This is a genomic window from Goodfellowiella coeruleoviolacea, assembly GCF_024171785.1.
Classification (GTDB): Bacteria; Actinomycetota; Actinomycetes; order Mycobacteriales; family Pseudonocardiaceae; genus Goodfellowiella; species Goodfellowiella coeruleoviolacea.
This window is the reverse complement of the sequence record NZ_JAMTCK010000008.1, coordinates 84,006-105,389: the sequence shown is the minus strand read 5'-3', so window position 1 is coordinate 105,389 and position 21,384 is coordinate 84,006. Positions and strand designations below refer to the sequence as shown.

The 21,384-nt window shown below is 71.6% G+C and carries 18 protein-coding genes and 1 CRISPR repeat array; of the genes, 5 read left to right on the top strand and 13 right to left on the bottom strand.

The annotated features are described in order from the left end of the window. Nucleotides 1-56: 56 nt before the first annotated feature. Entirely contained in the window at nt 57-668 is a 612-nt protein-coding gene (locus LX83_RS18445; protein WP_253773528.1) for an HNH endonuclease family protein, read from the bottom strand. A 292-nt stretch (nt 669-960) separates the two neighbouring features. After that, entirely contained in the window at nt 961-1,935 is a 975-nt protein-coding gene (locus LX83_RS18440; RefSeq protein WP_253772990.1) for a sporulation protein, read from the bottom strand. A gap of 357 nt (nt 1,936-2,292) precedes the next feature. Here LX83_RS18440 and LX83_RS18435 point away from each other — a divergent pair, with 357 nt between their 5' ends. The 4 genes from LX83_RS18435 (at nt 2,293) to LX83_RS18420 (ending at nt 7,395) form a co-directional block, all read left to right on the top strand. Beyond that, on the top strand, nt 2,293-2,973 hold the full coding sequence (locus LX83_RS18435) for a Crp/Fnr family transcriptional regulator (RefSeq protein WP_253772988.1): 681 nt from the start codon (nt 2,293-2,295) through the stop codon (nt 2,971-2,973). Nucleotides 2,974-3,116: 143 nt separating this feature from the next. Continuing rightward, a complete protein-coding gene (locus LX83_RS18430) occupies nt 3,117-4,109 on the top strand; it encodes a hypothetical protein (RefSeq protein ID WP_253772986.1) in 993 nt (330 codons plus the stop codon). Then, entirely contained in the window at nt 4,106-6,319 is a 2,214-nt protein-coding gene (locus LX83_RS18425; protein ID WP_253772984.1) for a hypothetical protein, read from the top strand. The genes LX83_RS18430 and LX83_RS18425 overlap by 4 nt, the downstream gene beginning before the upstream one ends. Further along, entirely contained in the window at nt 6,316-7,395 is a 1,080-nt protein-coding gene (locus tag LX83_RS18420; RefSeq protein ID WP_253772982.1) for a hypothetical protein, read from the top strand. Before LX83_RS18425 ends, LX83_RS18420 begins: the two co-directional genes overlap by 4 nt. A 218-nt stretch (nt 7,396-7,613) precedes the next feature. Beyond that, nucleotides 7,614-8,092: a CRISPR direct-repeat array (repeat unit 40 nt; unit sequence GGTTGCGATCCTCGCCGGGCCTGGCGGCCCGGCGCTGCCC). Nucleotides 8,093-8,221: 129 nt separating this feature from the next. Here LX83_RS18420 and cas2 read toward each other — a convergent pair. The 8 genes from cas2 to LX83_RS18380 all read right to left on the bottom strand — a co-directional run bounded on the left by cas2 (nt 8,222) and on the right by LX83_RS18380 (nt 17,297). Next, nucleotides 8,222-8,512 (bottom strand): CRISPR-associated endonuclease Cas2, encoded by a 291-nt coding sequence (cas2, locus tag LX83_RS18415; protein ID WP_253772980.1) that lies wholly within the window; start codon nt 8,510-8,512, stop codon nt 8,222-8,224. Continuing rightward, a complete protein-coding gene (cas1c, locus tag LX83_RS18410) occupies nt 8,512-9,528 on the bottom strand; it encodes a type I-C CRISPR-associated endonuclease Cas1c (protein WP_253772978.1) in 1,017 nt (338 codons plus the stop codon). Before cas1c ends, cas2 begins: the two co-directional genes overlap by 1 nt. Next, nucleotides 9,521-10,162, bottom strand: a complete 642-nt coding sequence (cas4, locus tag LX83_RS18405) for a CRISPR-associated protein Cas4 (RefSeq protein ID WP_253772975.1) — start codon at nt 10,160-10,162, stop codon at nt 9,521-9,523. The genes cas1c and cas4 overlap by 8 nt, the downstream gene beginning before the upstream one ends. Before the next feature lie 8 nt (nt 10,163-10,170). Continuing rightward, nucleotides 10,171-11,064, bottom strand: coding sequence for a type I-C CRISPR-associated protein Cas7/Csd2 (gene cas7c, locus LX83_RS18400; protein ID WP_253772973.1), 894 nt, complete (start codon nt 11,062-11,064; stop codon nt 10,171-10,173). Continuing rightward, complete coding sequence (gene cas8c, locus LX83_RS18395) at nt 11,061-12,806, bottom strand: type I-C CRISPR-associated protein Cas8c/Csd1 (protein ID WP_253772971.1); 1,746 nt, start codon at nt 12,804-12,806, stop codon at nt 11,061-11,063. The genes cas7c and cas8c overlap by 4 nt, the downstream gene beginning before the upstream one ends. Beyond that, entirely contained in the window at nt 12,806-13,468 is a 663-nt protein-coding gene (gene cas5c / locus LX83_RS18390; RefSeq protein ID WP_253772969.1) for a type I-C CRISPR-associated protein Cas5c, read from the bottom strand. The genes cas8c and cas5c overlap by 1 nt, the downstream gene beginning before the upstream one ends. Continuing rightward, nucleotides 13,465-15,666, bottom strand: a complete 2,202-nt coding sequence (gene cas3, locus LX83_RS18385) for a CRISPR-associated helicase Cas3' (RefSeq protein WP_253772967.1) — start codon at nt 15,664-15,666, stop codon at nt 13,465-13,467. Before cas3 ends, cas5c begins: the two co-directional genes overlap by 4 nt. A 233-nt stretch (nt 15,667-15,899) precedes the next feature. After that, nucleotides 15,900-17,297, bottom strand: coding sequence for an aminotransferase-like domain-containing protein (locus LX83_RS18380; protein ID WP_253772965.1), 1,398 nt, complete (start codon nt 17,295-17,297; stop codon nt 15,900-15,902). A 134-nt stretch (nt 17,298-17,431) separates the two neighbouring features. On the opposite strand from LX83_RS18380, the gene LX83_RS18375 reads away from it, so the two are divergent. Next, nucleotides 17,432-18,346, top strand: a complete 915-nt coding sequence (locus tag LX83_RS18375) for a branched-chain amino acid transaminase (RefSeq protein ID WP_253772963.1) — start codon at nt 17,432-17,434, stop codon at nt 18,344-18,346. A gap of 19 nt (nt 18,347-18,365) precedes the next feature. Here the strand turns inward: LX83_RS18375 and LX83_RS18370 are convergent, their stop codons facing one another. The 3 genes from LX83_RS18370 to LX83_RS18360 form a co-directional block, all read right to left on the bottom strand. Next, a complete protein-coding gene (locus LX83_RS18370; protein WP_253772961.1) occupies nt 18,366-19,124 on the bottom strand; it encodes an SDR family NAD(P)-dependent oxidoreductase in 759 nt (252 codons plus the stop codon). A gap of 55 nt (nt 19,125-19,179) precedes the next feature. Further along, complete coding sequence (locus tag LX83_RS18365) at nt 19,180-20,640, bottom strand: MFS transporter (protein WP_253772959.1); 1,461 nt, start codon at nt 20,638-20,640, stop codon at nt 19,180-19,182. 102 nt (nt 20,641-20,742) lie between these two features. Further along, nucleotides 20,743-21,324: a TetR/AcrR family transcriptional regulator gene (locus LX83_RS18360; RefSeq protein ID WP_253772957.1), complete on the bottom strand. Its 582-nt coding sequence runs from the start codon at nt 21,322-21,324 to the stop codon at nt 20,743-20,745. Nucleotides 21,325-21,384 lie beyond the last annotated feature (60 nt).

Genomic DNA, 21,384 nt, shown 5'->3' with positions numbered 1-21,384 from the left:
CCCGGCTGGGCAGGGTGTGGTCCAGCCGGGCCCGGGGCAGCTGCCGCCTCAGGTGGTCAGCAGGTGTTGAGCATGGTCTGCAGGGCGGACTTCTCGGCGGACTGCAGGGTCAGGTCCCAGTAGTACTTGGTGTGGATCCACATCTTGGCGTAGGTGCAGTGGTAGGCGGTGCGGGACGGCTTCCAGGTGGACGGGTCCTGGTCGCCCTTGGACTGGTTGACGTTGTCGGTCACCGCGATCAGCTGCGGGCGGGTCAGGTCGTTGGCGAAGGACTGGCGCTTGCTGGTGGTCCAGGAACTCGCGCCGGAGCGCCACGCCTCGGCCAGCGGCACGATGTGGTCGATGTCCACATCGGACGGTGAGGTCCAGGTTTCCCCGTCGTAGGGGCTGTACCAGGAACCCGAGGTCGGGTAGCAGGACGAGTCGGTGGTCACGCCGGAGCCGTCCCGCTTGAGCACGGTCTCCCGGGTGTTGCAGCTGCCCGAGATGGTGATCCAGTGCGGGAACAGGTCGCGCGAGTAGCCGGTCATCGAGCCCTCGCTGGCCACGGTCAGGGCGTTCAGCTCGGACTGGGCTGTCGCGGTGCTGGGGATGTTCGGCGGTGTGGCCTGCGCTGTCGTGGTCAGGCTCAGCGACAGCGCGACCGCGGCCAGGCCACCGCCCAGCAGGCTTGCCCAGCGGCGGCGGGAACGGGCAGGGGTGTGGAACACGGGGTCCTCCCGAGTGCAGGGAACATCCCCGTGATCGTCACTCGATCGAGTGACGATGTGAACCCCAAAGTGTGACTGAGCTGCTACAGCAGGTTGAACACCTCAGCCCACGGGCATGGCCAGCCGGCGCCCGCGAGCGGCTGCCCTCGCCCCGCCAGCAGCGCGGAACCGCGTGGTCAGGCCGGTTCAGCAGGAGGGGCGAGCACCGGTCGTCCCCGTGCTCACCCCTCGGCGTCAGGCGGTCAGCGACTCACTCGTCGTACTCGTAGTCCTCGTCGTCGCCCTCGAACGCGTCACCGATCTCGTCGATCACCTCGGCGGCGACGAAGCCGCCGGCGAGGCCGAGCGCCGCGCCGGCCACCACGCCACCGATGCCAGGGCCGCCGCCGTGGTGGTCGTCGTAGCCGTGGTGGCCGTGCTCGTGGTAGCCGTGCTCGTGGTGACCGCTGAACCGGAGGCCGACCACGCGGTCCAGCCACTCGCGCACGTGCCTGGTCCAGTCGGTGTGCCCGGCCTCGTCCATGCCGAGGTGGAACCGGCCGATGGCGTCGCCGCCGGACTGGAACAGGCCGCCGCGCTTGTCCGCCTCCAGGACCACCACCAGTTCGTGCGGGCTGGCCACGAAGGTCAGCTCCACCTCGTTGATCCGGCCGGAGTACTCACCCGGCGCGAAGAACTCGATCTCCTGGAAGAACGGCAGCTCCTGGTGCACGCCGTGCAGGTGGCCGGGCTCCAGGTCGGCGCCCTTGAACCGGAAACCGAGCTGGCCGAACGCCTCCAGCACGCGCTCCTGCGCGGGCAGCGGCTCGACCGAGACCGCGTCGAGGTCGCCAGGGTCGACCGCGCCGGCCACGGACACCTCGGTGCGCAGGCCCAGGTTCATGCCGTGCAGGTGGTGGCCGAACACCGAGGTCAGCGGGGTTTCCCAGGGCACGGCCAACTGGAAGGGGATGCTGCGGTGCTCGCCGGCGGCCAGCCGGAACGCCCCGGCCACCACCGCGCGGAAGAACTCCACCCCCGAGCTGCCCTCGCCGCCGTGCTCGTCCCGCTCCACCCGGGTGACCAGGCTCAGCGCGATGTGCGTGATGTCGGCGTCGGCGTCGCCGCCCGCCAGCCGCACCTCACCGGTGAGCACGCCACCCGGCCGGCAGTGCGCGTCGGCCAGCACTGTCTCGACTGACGGGCCGCCGACTCCGAACGCCCGCAGCAGCCGTGAGAAAACCATGGGATTCCTCTCCCTGGTACGCCATTCGTGGATGATTTGCTACGCACGGTAAGAATAGGCAGGGCCAAGCACATCCGGGCCGCCACGGACTTGGTGGACACCATGAACCACCGGCTGGAGCGGGTGCGCACCGCGTCGAAGATCCGGGATGCGGTTGGTGTGGCAGGTGGACCCGCGACTGCCGCCCGGTACCCCGGGCAGCCCGCGACCTGTTGCTGTGCACCAGGCGACGTTGGGTGATGGTGCCGCAGCTGCCCTGTGCGCCGCGGCCGCTGATTCGGTGTCCACTGCTCCCATCGTGCGAACCAGCGCGGTGGTGGCTCGTCCGCGGTGGCCGGATCCGGTAATGAGGAGGGTGTGTCCGGCCAGGGAGCGCAGTCAGCTCGTCGCGGTTTTCGCCGGCTGGTGCCGGAGTCGGCGTGGCAGGCGCTGTTGGACAGCGGAGTGCCCCGGGTTTACCGCCCCGGCGAGGAGCTGGTCCGCCAGGGCGCCGCCGGCGGGTTCGTGCTCGCGCTCACCAGCGGCCGGACCATGGTGATCGGCCGGCAGGACGACGGCTCGCAACTGCTGCTGGCACTGCGCGGCCCCGGTGAGCTGATCGGCGAGATGGCGTCCAGGGAGTCGGAGTTCCGCAGTGCGACCGTGCAGGCGATCGACCGGTGCACCGCGGTTTTCCTGTTCGGGCACGCGTTCCGGAGATTCCTGGTGGTCAACGAACTCCAGTCGGCCTTCACCGACTACGTCAAGTACAAGCTCTTCGAGACCGTGCCCTACCGGGTCCAACTGGTGCAGTTCAAGCCGCTGCACCGGATGGCAAGGCTGATGGCCGAACTGGTCGCGCTGGCCGGGCCGGAACTGGCCAACCCCTGGCGCATCCCGTTCACCCAGGAGACGCTGGCCCTGTCGCTGGGCCTGGCCCGCAGCACCGTCAGCGAGGCCATCTCACTGCTGCGCGCCGAGGGGGTGCTGGCGCCCGGGCCCCGGCTGGTGGTGGCCGACCCCAGCGCGCTGCGCCGGCACGCCGGGCTCGTGCCCTGACACCACCCACCGCCGGGAGTGACCCAGACCACTTCCGCCCTGTCCGATCGCGGACAGTCTCCCCGCGCGATCGCGGCCACGCTGGCGTCCACACATCCCGACGAGCCGACTTCCGGCGCGTACTTGCGAGGAGGAACCCAGTCGTGGGCGACCTGCCATCCCCTTCGACCCCGGCGTTCACCACGCTGCCGCCCTACCGGGCGGTGCTCGTGGTGGACATCAAGGACTTCAGCGGAAACAAGGGCGTGCACCACGAACGCCTCAGCGAGTCCGTGCCGCTGATCCTGGAAAACGCGTTCCAGCGGGTGGGTTGCGGCTTTGTCTGGCAGCAGATCACCTTTCCGGACAGCACCGGTGACGGGTACGCCGTCGGCCTGCCGGCCGAGTACCTCCCACTGCTGGTCGACCCGTTCCTGGCCGGGTTGCAGAGCGAACTGGAGTACCACCACCGGCTGGCGCCCCGCGCCGGGCACGACGAGCGGCTGCGCATGCGGGTGAGCATCAGCGTGGGCCCGCTGACCGACTCCGGGCAGAACCGGGTGGGCGACGGCAAGGGGCACGCCCGGATCGAGACGCACCGCCTGCTCGACGCCCAGCCCGTCCGCGACCTGCTGGACCGGTCGAACCCGGACGTCACGCTGGTCGCCGCGATCCTCTCCGCCCGCGCCTACGAGGACGTCGTCGCGGCCGGCTACACCGGTTTGGCGGAGAGCCAGTTCGTGCCCGCCCCGGTCCAGGTGAAGACCTACCAGGGCACCGCGTACCTGCACGTCCCCCGCCCGTCCGGCGGCCTGCTCACCGAGGGCTTCACCCTGGACAGCGCCGCACCGGCAGCCGCGACCCCCGCGCACGCCGAGGCGACCGACACCGCCCCGGCCCCGGCCCACGCGGGGATCAGCGGCGTCACCGGACTGGCCAGCCAGGCCCGGGACGTCACCCACCACCGCACGGGCGGCATCGGTGACATCGGCCAGGTGCTCGGCCCGGTCAACACCGGCACCCAGGGCAACGTCCAGACCGGCAGCGGGCAGCAGTTCAACGGCGACTTCTCCGGAAACAACGTGACCGGCTCCGACGTGCGCGGCGGCATCGGCCGGCCGGGTCGGGCGAGCGCGAAGCGGGGGCGGAACAAGTGACCGAGCCGCTCGCGGGTGCCCAGGCCGTCCTCCGGTCCGACCAGCCCGACGACGACAGCGCCGACTCCCCCACCAGCCACGGCATCGGCGAGATCGGCGAGGTCCACGGCCCGGTCAACACCGGCAGCCAGGGTAACGTCCAGACCGGCAGCGGACAGCAGATCAACACCGAGATCGACGAGTCGTGGGCCGTCGACGAGTTCAGTGGCGACAAGGTGGGCCGGGACAAGTACCAGGTCTTCCTGCAGTACGCCAAGGAGGCCCGGCGCACCGCCAGCCTGCGGCTGGTGTCCGCGGAACGCATCGACTGGCTCCGCCCGCGGTTCGTCCGACCCGAGAACTACGACGCCGCGTCCACCGCGCTCACCACGCGCGGCCTGGTGCTGCTCGCCGGCCCGGCCGGAGCCGGCCGCCGGACCAGCGCCACCATGCTGCTGGTCGACACCGGCCTCACCGGCACGCGCCTGCGCGAGCTGACCGCCGAGCAGGACCCGGACGGCACGCTGCTGCTCGACCCGCACGAGATCCAGCCGGGCGAACGACTGCTGCTCGATCTGTCCACACAGGACGAGCACACGTTCCGCCTGGTACAGCGGGAGTTGGAGACATTCCACGCGCAGGTCACCGCGACCAGGAGCAAGCTGGTCGTGGTGCTGCCCGAGCGCGGCGAACAGTGGCTCGACCACGACCTCCACCGGCTCCGGGTGCGCATCGGCCGGCCGGACGGCACCCAGGTGCTGCTCGCGCACCTGCGGGCGGCCGGCGTTCCGGTCAACGACGCCGAACTCGACGCCCCCGAGGTGCGGCGGGTGTGCCGGTCCGAGCGGGTCGGCGACGTGGAGCGCCTGGCCCAACTGGTGGGTGAGGCCTGGGCCACGGCGCGGCACACGGGTGACCGTGATCTCGCCGCCTGCCTGCGAACCGCCCTGGAGGTGCACGCCAACCGGGGCGCGGAACTGGCCGAGCTGTTCGGCAGGCACCAGGACGCACGCTGGCGCAGCCTGATCGTGGCCGCGGCCATGCTGGAGGGCGCGTCCGCCGATGCCGTGCACGTGGCCGACGAGGCACTGCGCCAGGTCATCACGTCCGACGCGGACGAACCGGGCCACCCGCTCGCGCAGCGGGGCCTGGCCGACCGGCTGGCCGAGGTCGGCGCCACGGTGACCGAGGCCGGCCGGGTCTCGTTCACCAGGCTGGAGTACGGCGACGCGGTGCTCCAGCACTTCTGGCGCGACTACCCCGGCCTGCGCGTGCTCACCCGGCGGTGGGTCGAACAGGTCCCCCGGCTGCCCCGCGTCCGGCTGACCAGGGAGGACCGGCTGCGGATCGCCGAGCGGTACGCGGCGGTGTGCCTGCGCCACGACTGCGTGTACGACCTGGCGCGAGTCGCGGAGTACTGGGCGAAGGCCAGGGACAACCGGCTGCCCGACATGGCGGTCCGGGCCCTGGAGAAGGGCGTCACCCACCCCACGGCCGGCCGGCGCTTCCGCGAACTGGTCTACACCTGGTCGCGCCGGCCCACCCTCTCCCCGGAACTGGCCGAGCCGGTGATCGCGGTCTGCGCCGGCGTGCTCAGCGCGGCCTACCCGGAGCAGGCGCTGGCCCGGCTGCACCACCTCGCCGGCAACCGGGACGCGCGGATCGCGGAGTTGGCCGCCCAGGCCCTGGTCGACCTGGCCGAGGACGACCGGCTCCGCCACCGGGAACTCACCCGGCTCGCCGCCGCGCTCACCGACGAGACGGTTGAGGTCCAGCCGCGCGACGTGGAGATCTTCCTCCGGCTGATGGGCCCGGAACAGGCGCTCGCCGAACGCGAGCAGCGGCCGCAGCAGTGGCAGCGGCACACCCGGCCGCTGCTGGTCACGGCCTGGCGGCACGCGTGGGCGGGTGAACCCGACGGCTTCAACCCGGCCCAGCACCTGGGCAACTGGCTGCGCGCCGCCGACAGTCCACACGCGACGGACGAGCTGCTCGACATCCTCGTCGAGTCCTGCGACAACCAGACCCGGTTCCTCAGCCGCCTGTACGCCGTGGCGGCCGAACTCGTCCGCAGTGGACGAGTCGTGGACGCGACCACCGCCTACGAGCGGGTCGCCGCCCAGGTGCAGGCCAAGGTGGAACGCGCGCTGGGAATCCCCCACGCGCTCGCCGGGGCCGCCAGCACCGCCGGTCAGCGCACCGACTTCGGTCAGGGAGCGGGGGTCAGGTGAACCAGCCAGTCGTGAAGCTGCAGGGCGACGCCACCCGGGTGCTCGCCATCACCGGTTACCTGCTCGTGCTCGTGCTGTTGGTGGTGACCCAGCCAGTCCTGATCGTCCCGATGCTGGCGCTGCCGGCGATACCACAGGTCAGGCGTTGGTTCTTCGGCCAGACAGTCGCGGTAGCGGCCACCGCGCCGCCACCCGCACCCGTGCTGGACATCCACCGGCTCGCGATCTCCGGCACGCCGATGCGCAGCAGCACCGAGGGATGTTTCTTCCGGTTCTCCTGTGACGTGCTCTGGCAGTCGGCCACAGCCGTGGGCGTGGGCCACGCCCGCACCGGACCCACCAATCCGGCCGCGGTCGCCGAACACCTGATCAAGCAGCGCGCCGAGGCCATCACCAGCCAGTCACTGCTCACCGACCACGAGTTCGTGTGCTCCCGCCTGCAAGCAGAACTCAGCGTGGTCTGGTCCGACCCGACCAACCAGGTGCGGGCAATGGCCGAGAACGTCCGCCTGTACGTGTCACCGTCGGAACTCCAGATCGTCAAGCACCACCTTGACCTGCGGCGGAAGTGGGCGGACCGGGAGGACCAGCGGGCGTGGGAGCGCAGCCAGCGGGCCTACCTGACCCAGGACGTGCTCACGAGCACGGCCAGCACCATGGTGTGGTGGCTGTCCCGCCACCCCGACCAGGTCGAGCAGACCGCACGCCTGATCGGCGTGTTCGCCCAATTGTCGGCGGCGGCGAACGGCACCGAGGTCGAGCCCATGTTCCAGCACCTGGTTCCCGCCGGCGTGGACGCCACCGGCCGCCCGGTGTACCAACTGGACCAGACCGAGCAGACCTGGGAAGACCACCTGGCCGCGGTCGCCGCGGAGGTGTTCCCCGGCGCGGACCCCACCACCCAGCCCCTCTTCGGCCACCACCTCGCCCGACTCCTGGAGTCCGCCGGCCGCGAGGACATGGCCGCCCTGGTCCGCGACCACTTCGGCGCCCCCGACCTCGCCGACGGCCCGCCCGCCCTCACCAACGGCCAGCCCACCCCGGCCGAGGCTGACCCGCCCGGCTCCGAAGGCTGACCGCGCTGGACACCCTGGTCACGTCGGGGCACGTCCGACCGTGCTCGGCCCCTCGCCGCCGACCACGGCATGCGCCCCTGCCAGCACTGCCGGCCCAGGTGTTGCGCCCCTGGGCCGGCAGCCACCAGCCAGCACATAGGCCCAGTTGTTGCCATCCTCACCGGACCTGACGGCCCGGCGCCACGTCTTGCCGTTGGCACCCTTGCCGTGGTGAACGACCTTGCGATCCTCGCCGGGCCCGACGGCCCGGCGCTGCCTTTTCCAAGAAGCCGGACGAGTGGGCGTAGTCGAGGTTGCGATCCTCGCCGGGCCTGGCGGCCCGGCGCCGCCAGTCCTCTGGAGCACTTTGGACGGTCGCCAGCAGGTTGCGATCCTCGCCGGGCCTGGCGGCCCGGCGCTGCCACCGACCAGGGCGCGTCTTCGTCGTCGTCGGGCCCGAGTTGCGATCCTCGCCGGGCCTGGCGGCCCGGCGCTGCCCGGGCGGGAGCACGGCACGGGCGGAGTGGTCGGGGTTGCGATCCTCGCCGGGCCTGGCGGCCCGGCGCTGCCCCAACGCGCGGTGCGCGGCCCGCCACAGCGCCCGGTGGTTGCGATCCTCGCCGGGCCTGGCGGCCCGGCGCTGCCCGGGCGGGAGCACGGCACGGGCGGAGTGGTCGGGGTTGCGATCCTCGCCGGGCCTGGCGGCCCGGCGCTGCCCTGACTGGTCAGGGGAAACTGGTGTTCTCCTTCCTCGACACGAGTGGCTGTTCCCAAGTACTGGGACGACGCGCCGCCTGTGGGTTCGGGACCTCCCGGCGTGTCGTACCACGCTTGGGGTTCCGAAGCGCTAGACGATCAGAGGGCCTCGGTGGTCCGGGTCGGTGGCGGCGCCCAGGTGTCTGGCGAGTTCGAACGCGCCGTGGTTCATCTGGTAGATGCGCACGGAGTCGTTGTCGGCGTCGATGATCTCCAGCAGGCGTGCTTCCAGGCGAAGGCGTTGCACCTGGTCGCAGACGACCTCGAAGACCGACTTCTGCACGCGGTGGCCGATCCCCTCGCAGGTCTTGGCCACCTGGCGCAGCCGACGCTGTCCCTCGGGCGTCGTGGTGTTGACGTCGTAGGTGATCAGCAGATCCATCAGGTGACCGTCCAGGGCAGGTAGGTGTCGCTGTCGCCGCGCAGATGCCGGGCCAGCAGCCGAGCCTGCACCAGCGGCAGCAGGGCCGCTGGCACGTCGCGGCCGAGGCCGGCGTGCGGCCAGGGGCGTTCCCTGGCTTTTGTCCACTCCTCCAGGAAGAACTTCCTGCCGTCCTCGGTGAGTTGGACCGCGCCGCCGGGAAGCTCCTCGGTGTGCTTGGCGGTGAACTGCTTGCGGTTGAACAGGGTCAGCACGAGCCGGTCCACCAGCAGGGGGCGCAGTTCCTCCATCAGGTCGAGGGCGAGTGCCGGCTTGCCCGGGCGGATGCCGTGCAGGTAACCCAGGAACGGGTCCAGGCCGACGTGTTCCAACGCGCCGTGCACGGCCACCCGCAGCATGCCGTACCCGAAGGACAGCAGGCAGTTCAGCGGATCGGTGGGTGGCCGTCGGGTGCGGCCGGCGACCGCGCCCGGCGCGATCACGTCCAGGCCTTGGAAGAAATTGCGGGCGGCGCGGCCCTCGACCCCCATCACCTGGGCCAGATCCGCTGTTCGTGCCAGCTCCCCGAGCGCGTCGGCGTGCCGGTCGGCCAGTTCGCGCAGCCGCGCCTGTCGGGCACCCGAGCAGTCGCGGGCGGCGCGCAGGACCAACTGCCGGTAGTTGTGCAGTTTGCCGGCGACGAAGGCGCGGGCGAGGTCCAGCCGCCGATCCGGGTTCTCGTAGGCCCGGAACTGCGCCAGCCGCACGAACGGGTTGCCGTTCTGCGGTCCGCTGGAGCGGGACAGGAAACGGCCGTTGCGGGTGAGCCAGGTGACCGAGCGGCCGTCCGCCGCGCACCGGTGCCGCAGGTCTTCCGAGAGCGCCACGCCGTTCCACGCCACGATGTGGTCGATCCGGACCAGCGGCACCAGGTGTCGGCCAGGCCGCTCGGGGTGCACCACGCGCATGGCGTCGCCGTCCAGGTGGAGGCTGGTGCCGGGTGTGGTCGCGTAGAGAGTGCGAAGCAGTTCAGTCATTCCAGTCGCCGAGTGGTCGGGGAGCGAACAACCCGCCCAGGACCTGGGCGGGGACTTCGGGGAGACATCCGGGGCGGAGCGAGCAGCGGGTGCACCGGGCGTCGTGCACTGGCGCGGGCAGGTCAGTCGAGTCCAGCAGCTCGCGCAGGGCGTTGGCGGTGTTGACGACCCGCTGTTCCAACGCCGTGTCCACGACGACCTCGTGCCTGCGGCGATCCCCGTTGGAGAACACCACACCCACCGGCACGGGCGCGTCGAACATCTCCCGCAGACACAGCACCTGGCCCGCCACCTGCAGATCGGCCGGGCCACCCGGGCGGTAGGCCCCCGACTTGTGCTCCACGGGTGTCGGGCCGTCCGCGTCGAACCGCACCACGTCACAGATCCCGTGCAGGCCCAGCGCGTGGCTCCACACCGGCAGGGAGTGCCACACCCGCTGCCCGCGCCGGTCCTCGCCGGCGCCGCCCCGGTCGACGGCGGCGTGGGCGAGGTCGCCGCGCACGGTGTCCACGTTGGACTCGAAGTACGACTCGACGTGGATCAGCGCTGCCTGGCGGGCGCAGTACGCGTGGTGTTCGAGCGCGGACAGCGGGATGCTGCGTGGACGGTCGAGGTCGTCGTCGGCGGGGTCCACGGTTCTCCTCAGCTGATGAGCTTGGTCAGGGTGACACCCGCCGGCAGCCCGTCGTCCTCGACCGACACCACGTAGTCGGCGAAGGACCGCGGTGACAGCTCGGGGTCCGGTTCCCTGCGGGTGACGCGCACCCGCTCGGTGAGCCGGTGGGCCGGTGCCGCACCAAAGGCGTCGGAGTGGCTGAACACGTACAGACCGCGCGGCGCGAGCCTGCCCCGGGTGGCGGACCGGTCGTGGTCGAACATCATCTCCAGGCTCCGGTAGAGCAGTTCGAAGTCCCTGGCGTCCACACCGGTCTGGCGGCCACGACTGGCCGAGTAGTACAGCTCGGCCCGGTAGAGGCCGTAGGGGACGGTCCACTTGCCGCCCATCTCGGTGGTCTCGCCCTTGTCGATGTCCTCCTGCTTGGTCTGGGTGACCCGGGTGATGGCGTGGTCGACCGGGAGCACCGGGTCGATGCTGCGGGCCATGGTGAGCTGCATCGGCCCGCGGATCTGCCCGAGCGCCTGGGTCTTGCCCACGGACAGCACCGCGCCGAACAGCCGGATGTCCACGTAGTGGTCGCAGAGCCAGGCGCGGGCGGCCGCGGCCTGCTCCTTGGTGATGGTGCCCTTGCCGCCCACGGTCAACCCTGTCGCCTGGTAGGAGGCTTCCAGTCGTGGGTTCAACGCGTGGCCGGCCTGCACGAAGATGCCGTACCGGGGGTCGTCGCCGGCGGCCAGCGCGAGGGTGTCGCGGATCTTGCGCTTGAGGGCCACGTCGGTGACCAGCCCCTGGTTGGTCTCGTCGTCGGTCCTCGGCCGGTTGCCGGTGTCCGGGTCACCGTTGGGGTTTCCGTCGACCACGTCGAACAGGTAGACGATGTCGTGCCGGACGCTCGGGTCGAGGTGCGGGCGCGTCACTCGGGGTTCTCCTCACTGGGGTCGGACTTGGTCTTGTTGGCGCGGATCGCGGCGAAGCGGTCAGCCCGCTGGTGGTGGTACCCGAGCAGGAACATCGACTGTTGGGTGATGCTGGTCCGACTCGGGATCGGGTTGTCCGCGGTGAGCAGGCCGAACAGCTCGTCGAGCTGCTTCTCGTGGTTGATCGAGGCGCCCTTCTTGGTGCGTCGCAGCTTGCGCAACCAGGCGTTGGCGTCCTTGCGGCCGTTGACCAGCGCGGCACGGGGGTTGGTGATGGCGCCGGCGAAGTAGCGGTCGCCGTAGGTGGTGTTGAGCTTGCCGTCCGAGACGTCGTACTGGATGGCTTCGAGCGTGGCGAAGATCCGCCCCGCGAGGTAGGCCGCGTCCCGGTTGTCGCGGTCGAGTTCCGGCATGGGTTTCTCCGTGGTGAGAGGGGATCGCACGAGCGCAAGCCGAATCAGCGCCGCCCGTGCGGTGTCCAGTCGACCGTCGGTGCGCACCCGGTGCAGCAGGTGCGGCAGCACGGACGTGGGTAGTGGCCGGCCGCGGATGGCTGCCTGAAGCAGGTCGCGTTGTATCCGGTCGGGCCGGTCCGCGCCCTTGGCGCCGATGAACGCGTACCGCCGTTCCGCGCGCAGCCACCGGCCGGTCACCCGGACCAGCTTCTCGTGCGACTGGCGGGGGTTCTCCTCCGGGTGCAGGGTGCTGACCTCGTGGTCGGCGAACCAGGCCGCGATGTTCTTCTTCAGCGTGCCCAGTGGCATCTCCAGCCAGCCCCGCACCATCACCCGGGCGACGTTGCCGCCAACCGTGAGGCTGCAGAACGGTGTGGTGTCGACCTCGACCGTCTTTCCACTGTGGACCGAACGGAGCAGGGCGTTGACGTCGTCCGGGTCTGCGGTGAACACCAGCTCCATCGGGTCACTGTCGACCGGCCCGGTGAACCACCACGCCAGCCTGCTGTCCTGGCCGCCGTAGGAGGCGGTGTGCGGTGAGTCCAGCACCCGCACCAGCCCCGCCGACACCGCCTCGCCACAGCTCACGCAGATCGGCGAGCAGCCGAGCTGGGTGGTCAGGTCGTAGCCGAAAACCCGCTCGTTGACGCTGATCAGCGCCGCGTCGTTGGTGGCGCCGGGGACGAGCCGGGACGGCACCTTGCCGGGCACGGTGTCCAGCAGCGGCCCGGTCTTCCCGCAGACCAGGCACAGGCCGGTGACTCCACCACCCTTGCGCCTGGTCACTTCGGCGGTCCAGAACGGGACCACGGATTCCGCCTGGTAGGCCGGCACCTCGTCGACGGTGATCAGCACGCCCTGCTTGGACGTCCACCCGTCGGGTTGGGGCACGTGCTTGAGCAGCCCGGACCGGTAGCAGCCGGCCAGTTCCCTGGCGATCGGGTCGTGCTGTCCCTCGGGGCTGGCCGCCCACCGCTCGACCAGCTCGACGAACGCGGCGTGGCACTGGGCCACCCGTTCCGGCTTGCTGGTCTCGTCCGCCCAGCCCAGCACGTACTGCACGTCGTCGGCGGCGAGGTTGGGCGCCACGCCCACGGTGCGCACGGCGGCCGGCACCACGTGGTCCGCGCCCCTGGGCCGTCCCTTGGCGTCGGGGCGGACCAGGGTTTCCAGACTCGGCACCTGTCCCGGCGTGATCCGCAGTTGCCAGTGGAACTGGCGGCTGCGGTGGAACGGCTTCGCGGTGGGGTCGCTGGCCGCGTGGTCGACGAGCCGCTTGACCAGCATCAGGCAACTCCCCTGGTGATGACGTCCTCCGGCCGCACGTACAGAACCCCGTCTGTGAGCTGGGCGAAGAACCAGGTGAACGACGGCGGCGAGGTCTCGTGGTTCACCGAGTGCAGCATGATGCCCAGGTCCTCGGAGTGGTTCCACCGAGGACGGTCGTCCGGGTCGCCGAAGTGGGCGGTGAACTCGCGGGTGCCCAGGTACGGCTGGGTGAAGCAGCTTCCCCTGGTGACCCGGCGGCGGAACTGGTCCCGGTAGGCGGCCTCGGGTTTCGACGCGTGCTTTCTGGGCACGACGTGGGCGTGGATGCGGTAGGCGACGTCACGCAGACAGATGGCGTTGCGCTGCACGCGGTTCGCCACCGTGTCGATGCGTCGACGTCCCGACGCCGCGTCGGCCAGCGGGGCGAGGTCGGTGGTCTCGTTGCGGCGCAGGGTGAACTGCCTGATCTCGTTCAGCACTTCGATGGCCACCACCTGCCAGGAGAACTCCGGCTTCCAGTAGATGGCCTCCAGCACCCCGACCGCGGCGGACGGGGTCATCACCGGATAGGACACCCGCTCGACCTTGAGTTCGGGTCGGGTGAACAGCGCGCCGTGGCCCCACACCTGCACGGCCAGCGGCGGCGCTCCCTGCGGGGAACGCGGTAGGTCCAGACTCACCACACGGTCTCCTTGCCGAGGTTGCCTTCGTCAATGCCCACGTGTTCGTCGTAGTCGTCGATCCATTCCCAGAGGTCCTGGTGACCGGCGAGGACCGGTCGGCACAGGGCCCGCACCGCCGGGTCGGCCGCCACCGCACGGGGAATGGACACGGTGTACCGGCGCAGCTCGCGAAAGACCTCACCCAGCGGTCCCTGGGCTGCGCGTACCTGGTCCAGCAGTTGCCTGACGCGCGCGCCGTCGACGTGGTCGGTCACCACCACCGGCACCGGGTCCTCGTCGATCATGCGGAACGCCAGCCGGGGATCGCGCCGCTCGGATGCACCGGCGTCGATCAGCGGGCCCCTGGCCACCGACTCGAAGTCCTGGCTCGCCCGGTTGTGTTGGATCACCGTGCCCCGTTGCGCCTGGTCCAGGTTCAGGCCGGTGTACAGGCTGCGGTAGTAGTCGGTGAGCAGGTCGGGGTCGTCCGGGTCGCGGCCGGGTCCGAAGTGGCCGGTGGTCTTGTCGACCTCGGCGCGGTAGAAGCTCGGGACGGCTGTGTCGGCGGCGTGGAACACCACCACGCGGCCGGGTTCCGGGCGCTTGCCCTCCCGGTTGGCCCGGCCGGCGGTCTGCTGCAGCGACTGGGCCGGCGCGAGCGCGCGGAACACCACCGGGAAGTCGACGTCCACGCCCGCCTCGATCAACTGGGTGGACACCAGCAGCACCGGTTCACCCGCGGCGAGCCTGGTTCGGACCTCGGTGAGCACGTGCTGGCGGTGCAGCGGGTACATCCGGGTGGACAGGTGGTGCACGGGGATGTCCGGGCGCAGTTCGGCGACCAGCCGGAACAGCGTGCGTGCCTGCACCACGGTGTTGACCACGGCCAGCGCCTGGGGCTGCCGCGCGATCTCGGCGGCGACCTCGGCGAGCGTGGGCCGGGGGTCCAACCACCACTCGTAGCGCACCCGCCGCAGCTGGCTGAACAGCTCGACCCGGTCCCGCACCAGCTCCGTGACCCTGAGCGAGCGCCACACGTCCAGGTGCTCGAACGGGGGCTGGGTGGCCGAGGCGAGCAGCACGGTGGTGTGGAAGTGCTCGGCCAGCAGCCGGAGTCCACTGAGGACGGGCACCAGCAGCGGCAGGGGCAGCGCCTGCACCTCGTCCAGCACGAGCACGGAGTTGGCCAGCCGGTGCAGTTTGCGCGATCGCGCCGGCATGTTGCCGAACAGCGAGTCGAACAGCTGGACCGTGGTGGTGACGACGAACGGCGCGTCCCAGTTCTCCGCGGCCAGCCGCAGCCCGCGCGCGTCGAGTTCCGTGTTGGAGTGGTGTTCCAGCACCACGTCCGCGCCGAGCAGGCGCCGGTAGACGCCGGCGTTCTGCTCGGTGATGGTGGTGAACGGGACCGCGACGATCACCCGCGCCTTGCCGTGCTCGGCGGCGTGGCGCAGGGCGAACCCGGCCGAGGTGATGGTCTTGCCGCTGCCGGTCGGCGCGGGCAGCCGGAACACGCCCGGTTTGCCCGCGGCCTGGCGGATCACCGAGTCGTACAGGTCGGCGCGGATCTTGTCGACCGGTGCGGCTGTTGGTGCGCTGGCCCGTGCCGCCAGCATGGCGACCCGGTTGTGCTCGAACCGGCGCAGCAGGTCGGCCATGTCGGCCGGCGCGGCGACACGCGGTCCGGGCAGGCCCGCCCGGTGGGCGCCGGTGTCCAGGTGGTCGGCGTCCACCAGCGCGGAGAAGACCATCCGGATACCGAGTTCCGCCAGCAGCGGGTCGGTTGACCAGGACGGCGGCACCAGGGACGGGCCCTCGGCCAGTGCACTCGCCTCGGGCACCACCGAGAAGAACCGGCGCAGCGCGTCCTGGTTGGGCGCCTCGGACAGACAGCGTTTCAACTCGGCCCGGTTTTTCAGGCCACCGTGGTGGCCGAGCACCGCCAGCGCGGCGAGTCTGGCCCGCCCGTACACAAGTTGTGTACCCAGTTTCTTGTGGTCGAGGCCGACCTTGCCGCCGGTTCCCGCGACCCGCTTCAGCTTTTCCTGCCATTCACATGACGCTTTACCGGCGTCGTGGAACAGACCGAGCGTCGCGGCGAGGTCCCCCGCGTCGAACGGATCGGCGAATTGCCTGGCCAGCGCGGCGGTCGACCAGAGATGGTCGACAAGCGCGTGCCACGTGCTGTTCTTCTCACTCGGGCTGTGCGCCCACATTGAAGCCCCCTACTAGTCGCTATCACCCCTCCCCCGACGGGCATCGCAGACTTTAGGGACGGACCCTGACAACAACCGCACTGCCCGCACGGGCCGTAGCGATAACCACTCGAATGGATTAAGCAGTGAGGCTCAATGGATTGAATGAGTAGCACGCGACACGAAAGAGTGAATTGTGTCCCCGTGAGCGCGGCGCGCTACCCAGATCGCGGTCCTTCCCCGCTCCACGCCGCTCAGATCGGGGTGGTCGGGTGGCGGGGGTGGGTGCGCACGGGGTCGGCGTGGTGGGCGTGCCAGGCGTGGGCGAGGTTGGTGACGGCCTGGTCGAGCAGTTCCGGGGACAGGGCGAAGCTGAGGCGGGCGTGGTCGCGGTGGCGGCCGGTGGGGGCGAACAGGGAGCCGGGGGCGATGGCCACGCCGTGGTCCCTGGCCAGCTCGGCGAACCGGTCGGTGTCGGTGCCGGGCAGCCGCACCCACACGGACAGGCCACCCCGGGGAGCGCGCCAGGTCCACTCCGGCAGCTGCCGGTGCAGCGCCGCGGTCAGCTGGTCGCGGCGGCGGACGAGTTCGGTGCGCCAGTCGGCGATCACGGCCTGGTCGAGCAGGGCGGCGGCGAGGCGCTGGCTGACCGTGCTGGTCGCCAGGTCGGCGTCCTGCTTCACCTCGGTGATCCTGGCCAGCAGCGGCTCGGCCGCGCTCACCCAGCCGACGCGCAGGCCACCCCACAGCACCTTGGACAGCGAGCCCACCGTGACTGTCCCATGTGGATGGACATCGGCCAGCGGCGGCGGGGTGTCTCCACTGTGGACCAGTTCGGCCAGGGTGCGGTCCTCGACCAGGACCAGGTCCTCGGCCTTGGCGATCGCGCCGAGCGCGGCGGCCCGGTCCGGCGAGATGACGTCGCCGGTGGGGTTGTGCACGCCCATCAGGTAGGCCAGCACCGGGCGGTGCTGCTCGACGGCGCGACGGAACGCGGCCGGGTCCAGGCCGTCGGCGTCGGTGGTCACCGGCACGAGCTGCGCGCCGGCGCGGTGGAACGCGGCCAGCGCCCCGGGATAGGTGGGATCCTCGACCAGCACCACGTCCCCGCGGCGGACCAGGGCGCGCGCGATGAGGTCGATGCCCTGCTGGGCGCCGTTGGTGATCAACGGGTCGACGCCGAGGCGTTCGCGCAGCTGCCCGCGCAGCCGGACATCGCCCATCACGTCGTAGCCGTGGCCGCCGCGCAGCAGCTCGGTCAGGTCGAGTGCGGGCAGCCGCAGGTGGGCCGCGTCGGGAACGACCGAAGTGGACAGATCGGCCAGGACCGTGCCCGGCCGCAGCAGGCGTGCCACCGGTGAGCCGGCGTCCTCGGCGCCGGCCGCCAGGTAGGTGCCGCTGCCGTGCCTGCGCTCGAACAGGCCCTGCTCGCACAACAGGTTGAAGGCCACCGCCACGGTTCCCCGGCTCAGCCCGAGCGCGCGGGCCAGGTCGCGTTCGGAGGGCAGGCGCGAGCCCGGCGCCAGCGTGCCCGCTCTGGCCAGGCTGTCCAGTGCGTCGGCCAGCCGGCGGCTGGACGGGCCGCGCCCGCCCCAGGCTCGCAGCCGGTCCCGGATCAGCACCGCGAACTGGTCCACCTCGCCGGTTTGCATTGGGCCATTCTGCCTCCCACTGGCCGGGAACTGACTATTGGACCGGCCACTGCGCTTGCTACCGTGCCACTTGAGTCGAAGTGGCCAGAACTGAGTTCGATTTTTGGCCACCACATCGTGGGAACGGAGGACCGATGGCACTACCCGAAGCCGAGTCGATCTGGATGGACGGTGCCGTGGTCCCGTGGCACGAGGCGCGCGTGCACGTGCTCACCCACGCCCTGCACTACGGCACCGGCGTGCTGGAGGGCACCAGGGCCTACGCCACCGACGCCGGCCCGGCCGTGTTCCGGCTCGACGACCACCTGGCCCGGCTGGCCCGCAGCGCCCACATCATCGGGTTGCCGCTGCCCCACTCGGTCGAGCAGCTGCGCGCCGCCACCCTGGACCTGGTGGCGGCCAACGGCCACAGCTCCTGCTACATCCGGCACCTGGTGTTCCTGGGCTACGGCTCGATGGGCATCAACCCCGGTACCACGCCCGTGCAGGTGAGCATCGCGACCTGGGAGTGGGGCGCCTACCTCGGCGACGCCAGCCAGGGCGCGCGGCTGATGACCAGTTCGTGGCGGCGCAACGATCCCAACGTGGTGCCCACCGCGGCCAAGGCCACCGGGCCGTACCTGAACTCGGTGCTGGCCAAGGCCGAGGCGCTGCGCGCCGGCTACGACGAGGCCGTGCTGCTGTCGGCCACCGGCTACCTCAGCGAGTGCACCGGCGAGAACATCTTCCTGGTGCGCGACGGGCAGCTGTTCACTCCCCCGTCCAGCGCCGGCGCGCTGGAGGGCATCACCCAGGACACCGTCCGCCGCCTGGCCGACGACCTGGGGCTGCCCGTGCACACCACGAACCTGTTGCGCTCCGACCTCTACACCGCCGACGAGGTCTTCATGTCCGGCACCGCGGCCGAGATCGTGCCGGTGCGCTCGGTGGACGACCGGGAGATCGGCGGACCGGGGCCGATCACCGAGAAGATCCGCGACGCCTTCACCGCGGCCGTGCACGGCCGGGACGACCGCTACCGCGACTGGTTGACCCCGGTCCACCGCTGACCGCCAAGGCCGGCCGGGCTCACGCCGAGGCGCCGCCGTCGATCACGACGTCGGTGCCCACGGCGAACCCGGCGTCCGGCGAGGCCAGCCACAGCACGGTGCCGGCGACCTCGTCCAGCGCGCCGATCCGGCCGAGCGGGAGGGTCTCGCCGAGCCGTGCCGCGCGGTCGGCGTCGGATTCCCCGGGGCGCCGGGACATCTCCGTGTCGGACGCCCCGGGGCTGACCGCGTTGATCCGGATTCCCGCGCGGCTGTACTCCAGCGCGGCGGTCCTGGTCAGCGCGGCCACCCCGGCCTTGGCCGCGGCGTAGGCGCCGGTGCCCGGGATCCGGTGGTGCGCGCCGACGTTCGACGCGATGTTGACGATGACGCCGCCGCCGTGCGCGCGCATGTGCTCGATCTCGTACTTCATGGACAGCCAGGTGCCGGTCAGGTTGGTGGCCAGCACCAGGTTCCAGTCCCGTTCGTCCATTTCGGACACCAGGCCGGTGGCCAGCGTGCCGGCGTTGTTCACGGCGATGTGCAAACCGCCGTGCCGCGCCACGGTTTCCGCGACCGCGCCGGCCATGTCCTCGGCACTGGTCACGTCGGCGGTGACCAGGCTGGCCGTGCCGCCGGCCCGGCTGATCAGGTCCACGGTCTCGGCCAGGGCGTCCCTGCGCCGACCGACCACCACCACGGTGGCGCCCTCCCTGGCGAAGGCCAGCGCGGTGGCGCGGCCGATGCCAGAACCAGCACCGGTGATCAGGACGACCTGGTCGGTGAATCGAGCGGACATGCTGTTGCTCCTGTTCGTGTCACCCGTGCTGGAACGCGGGGTGGGACTGCTGGGCTTACGGTTGGGCCGGCGTCGTGGCACGGCGCCGGACGACTGTGCGGAGGGCGAGCAGGGTGGTGAGCAGGCCGGCGGCCAGGAGGGTGCCGGCCATGGCGGTGAAGCTGGCCGCGTGTCCGGCCACGGTCGCGGCTGGTTCTCCCCGTTCGGGCGCTGCCTGGGCGTGCACCGCGGCGCCGAGCGCCAGGAACGCGGCCGTGCCCAGGGTGGGCCCGGCCTCCATCATGGTGTTGGCCACTCCCGCGGCCAGCCCGGCCTGGTGGTCCGGCACCCCGTCGACCACGCCCACCACGGCGCCGGCGAAGGCGGTGGCCACCCCGAAGCCCAGCGGCAGCAGCCCGAGCACCACGGTCCACACCGGACCGCCCGCGCCGAGGGCCAGGCCGAGCAGCAGGGTGCCCGCGGTGGCGGCGAACAGGCCGACCGCCGTCACGGGTGCGGTGCCGCACCGGTGCACCAGGCGGGCGGTGACCATCCCGGTGCCGATCTGCGCCACCCCGAAGGGCAGGAAGACCATCGACGTCCACAGTGGACTGAGTGCGCGCACCTGTTGCAGGTGCAGCGAGAGCACGAGGAACGTGGTGGCCATCGCGCCCGCGGTGGCCAGGATCGCGACCAGTGCCACGGTGCGCCGCGCCGGCCGGAAGAACGCGGGCGGCACCAGCGGGGTCATCGACCGCAGTTCGACGAGCGTGAACCCGGTCAGCGCGGCCAGACCGGCCAGGACCGGCAGGGCCGTGCCCGGCGCGGTGAGCGGCTCATCGGCGGTGCGCAGCAGGCCGTAGCTGAGCAGGGTCAGGCCCGCGGTGGCCGCCAGCGCGCCGGGCACGTCCAGCCGCGCGGGCGCGGCGGGTCGGCCGGCCGGCACGAACCGGGGGGTGGCCGCGGCGACCACGAGCATGGCCAGCGCCGGGAGGACGAACGCCCAGCGCCAGGACAGCCAGGTGAGCAGCAGACCGGAGCCGACGTTGCCGGTGGTGGCGCCGACGCTGGCCAGCCCGCCCCACACGGCCGTGGCCCGGCGCCGCCGAACCGGGTCCGGGAACACGGCGGTGAGCAGCGCCATGGCCGCGGGTGCGGCCAGCGCCGCCGCCGCGCCCTGGGCGAACCTGGCCAGCAGCAGGGTGACCAGCCCCGGCGCGAGCGCGGTGGCCAGACCGGTGACCGCGAAGCCGAGCACCCCGAGCAGGAAGGCGGTGCGGTGGCCGATCAGGTCGACCAGCCGGCCGCCGAGCAGCAGCAGGCCGGCGAAGGACAGCCCGTAGGCCAGGCTGACCGCGGTGGTGTCGCTGTCGGTCAGCCCCAGGTCGGTGCGCAGGGCGGGCAGCGCGACCGAGACCACGGTGATGGCGGCGATCAGCACGATCTGCACGGTGGCCAGCAGCGCGAACGCCACGGGCGATGCGGCCGGGGCCGGCCCGGCGACGCTGGGCACGGCCTGGTCGGGGCGCGCTCGCACGACACATCACCACCATTCGAGATCGATCGATCTGTTATCAGGGCAGCACAGGGGGACGCCCCCGGACCCACCGGGACCGGGGAAGCGCGTGGCGGGAGTCGATCAGTCCAGGACGCGCAGGGCCTGCCGGACCGCGTCGCGCAGCCGGACCTCGTCCGGGGCGCCCCGGGACATCACCCGGATGCCCTGCAGGAACACCAGCAGGAACCGGGCCAGCGCGGCGGGCTCGGCACCCTCGGGCAGTTCACCCTGTGCCCTCGCCCGGAGCAGTGCCGAGGTGAGCGCCACCTCCAGCGTGCGCCAGGACGCCTCGACCTTCCTGGCCGTGTCCGGATCGGTGGCCATCCGCTCCACCGCCGCGTTCACCACCAGACAGCCGCGTCGGTCCGGGTCGCGCAGCGCCTCGTGGGCGTAGCGCTCCACCAGCTCGCGCACCGCGGGCAGCGCCGGCCCCGGCCGGGACAGCATCCCCACCACGTTGCTGTCGGTGGCCTGGAGATACCTGTCGAAGGCCCGCAGGTACAGCTCGTGCTTGCTGCCGAAGGTGGCGTACAGGCTGGCCCTGGCGATGCCGAGGTGTTCGACCAGGTCAGCGGTTGAGGTGGACTCGTAGCCCCGCGCCCAGAACAACTCCATGGCCGCGTCCAGTGCCGCGTCCGGGTCGAACTCCTTGGTCCTTGCCACGTGAAGAAGACTAGCCGAATCCAGACTGACCAGTCAAGAAAGACGGTGTCGGGTGATCGG

Excerpts from the sequence above, each read along its gene's own strand:
- LX83_RS18375 (WP_253772963.1), top strand. The coding sequence starts at position 17,432 with ATGGCACTACCCGAAGCCGAGTCGATCTGGATGGACGGTGCCGTGGTC.
- cas2 (WP_253772980.1), bottom strand. The coding sequence starts at position 8,512 with ATGGATCTGCTGATCACCTACGACGTCAACACCACGACGCCCGAGGGA.
- LX83_RS18380 (WP_253772965.1), bottom strand. The coding sequence starts at position 17,297 with ATGCAAACCGGCGAGGTGGACCAGTTCGCGGTGCTGATCCGGGACCGG.
- LX83_RS18440 (WP_253772990.1), bottom strand. The coding sequence starts at position 1,935 with ATGGTTTTCTCACGGCTGCTGCGGGCGTTCGGAGTCGGCGGCCCGTCA.
- cas8c (WP_253772971.1), bottom strand. The coding sequence starts at position 12,806 with ATGCTGGTCAAGCGGCTCGTCGACCACGCGGCCAGCGACCCCACCGCG.
- LX83_RS18370 (WP_253772961.1), bottom strand. The coding sequence starts at position 19,124 with ATGTCCGCTCGATTCACCGACCAGGTCGTCCTGATCACCGGTGCTGGT.
- cas1c (WP_253772978.1), bottom strand. The coding sequence starts at position 9,528 with ATGACTGAACTGCTTCGCACTCTCTACGCGACCACACCCGGCACCAGC.
- cas3 (WP_253772967.1), bottom strand. The coding sequence starts at position 15,666 with ATGTGGGCGCACAGCCCGAGTGAGAAGAACAGCACGTGGCACGCGCTT.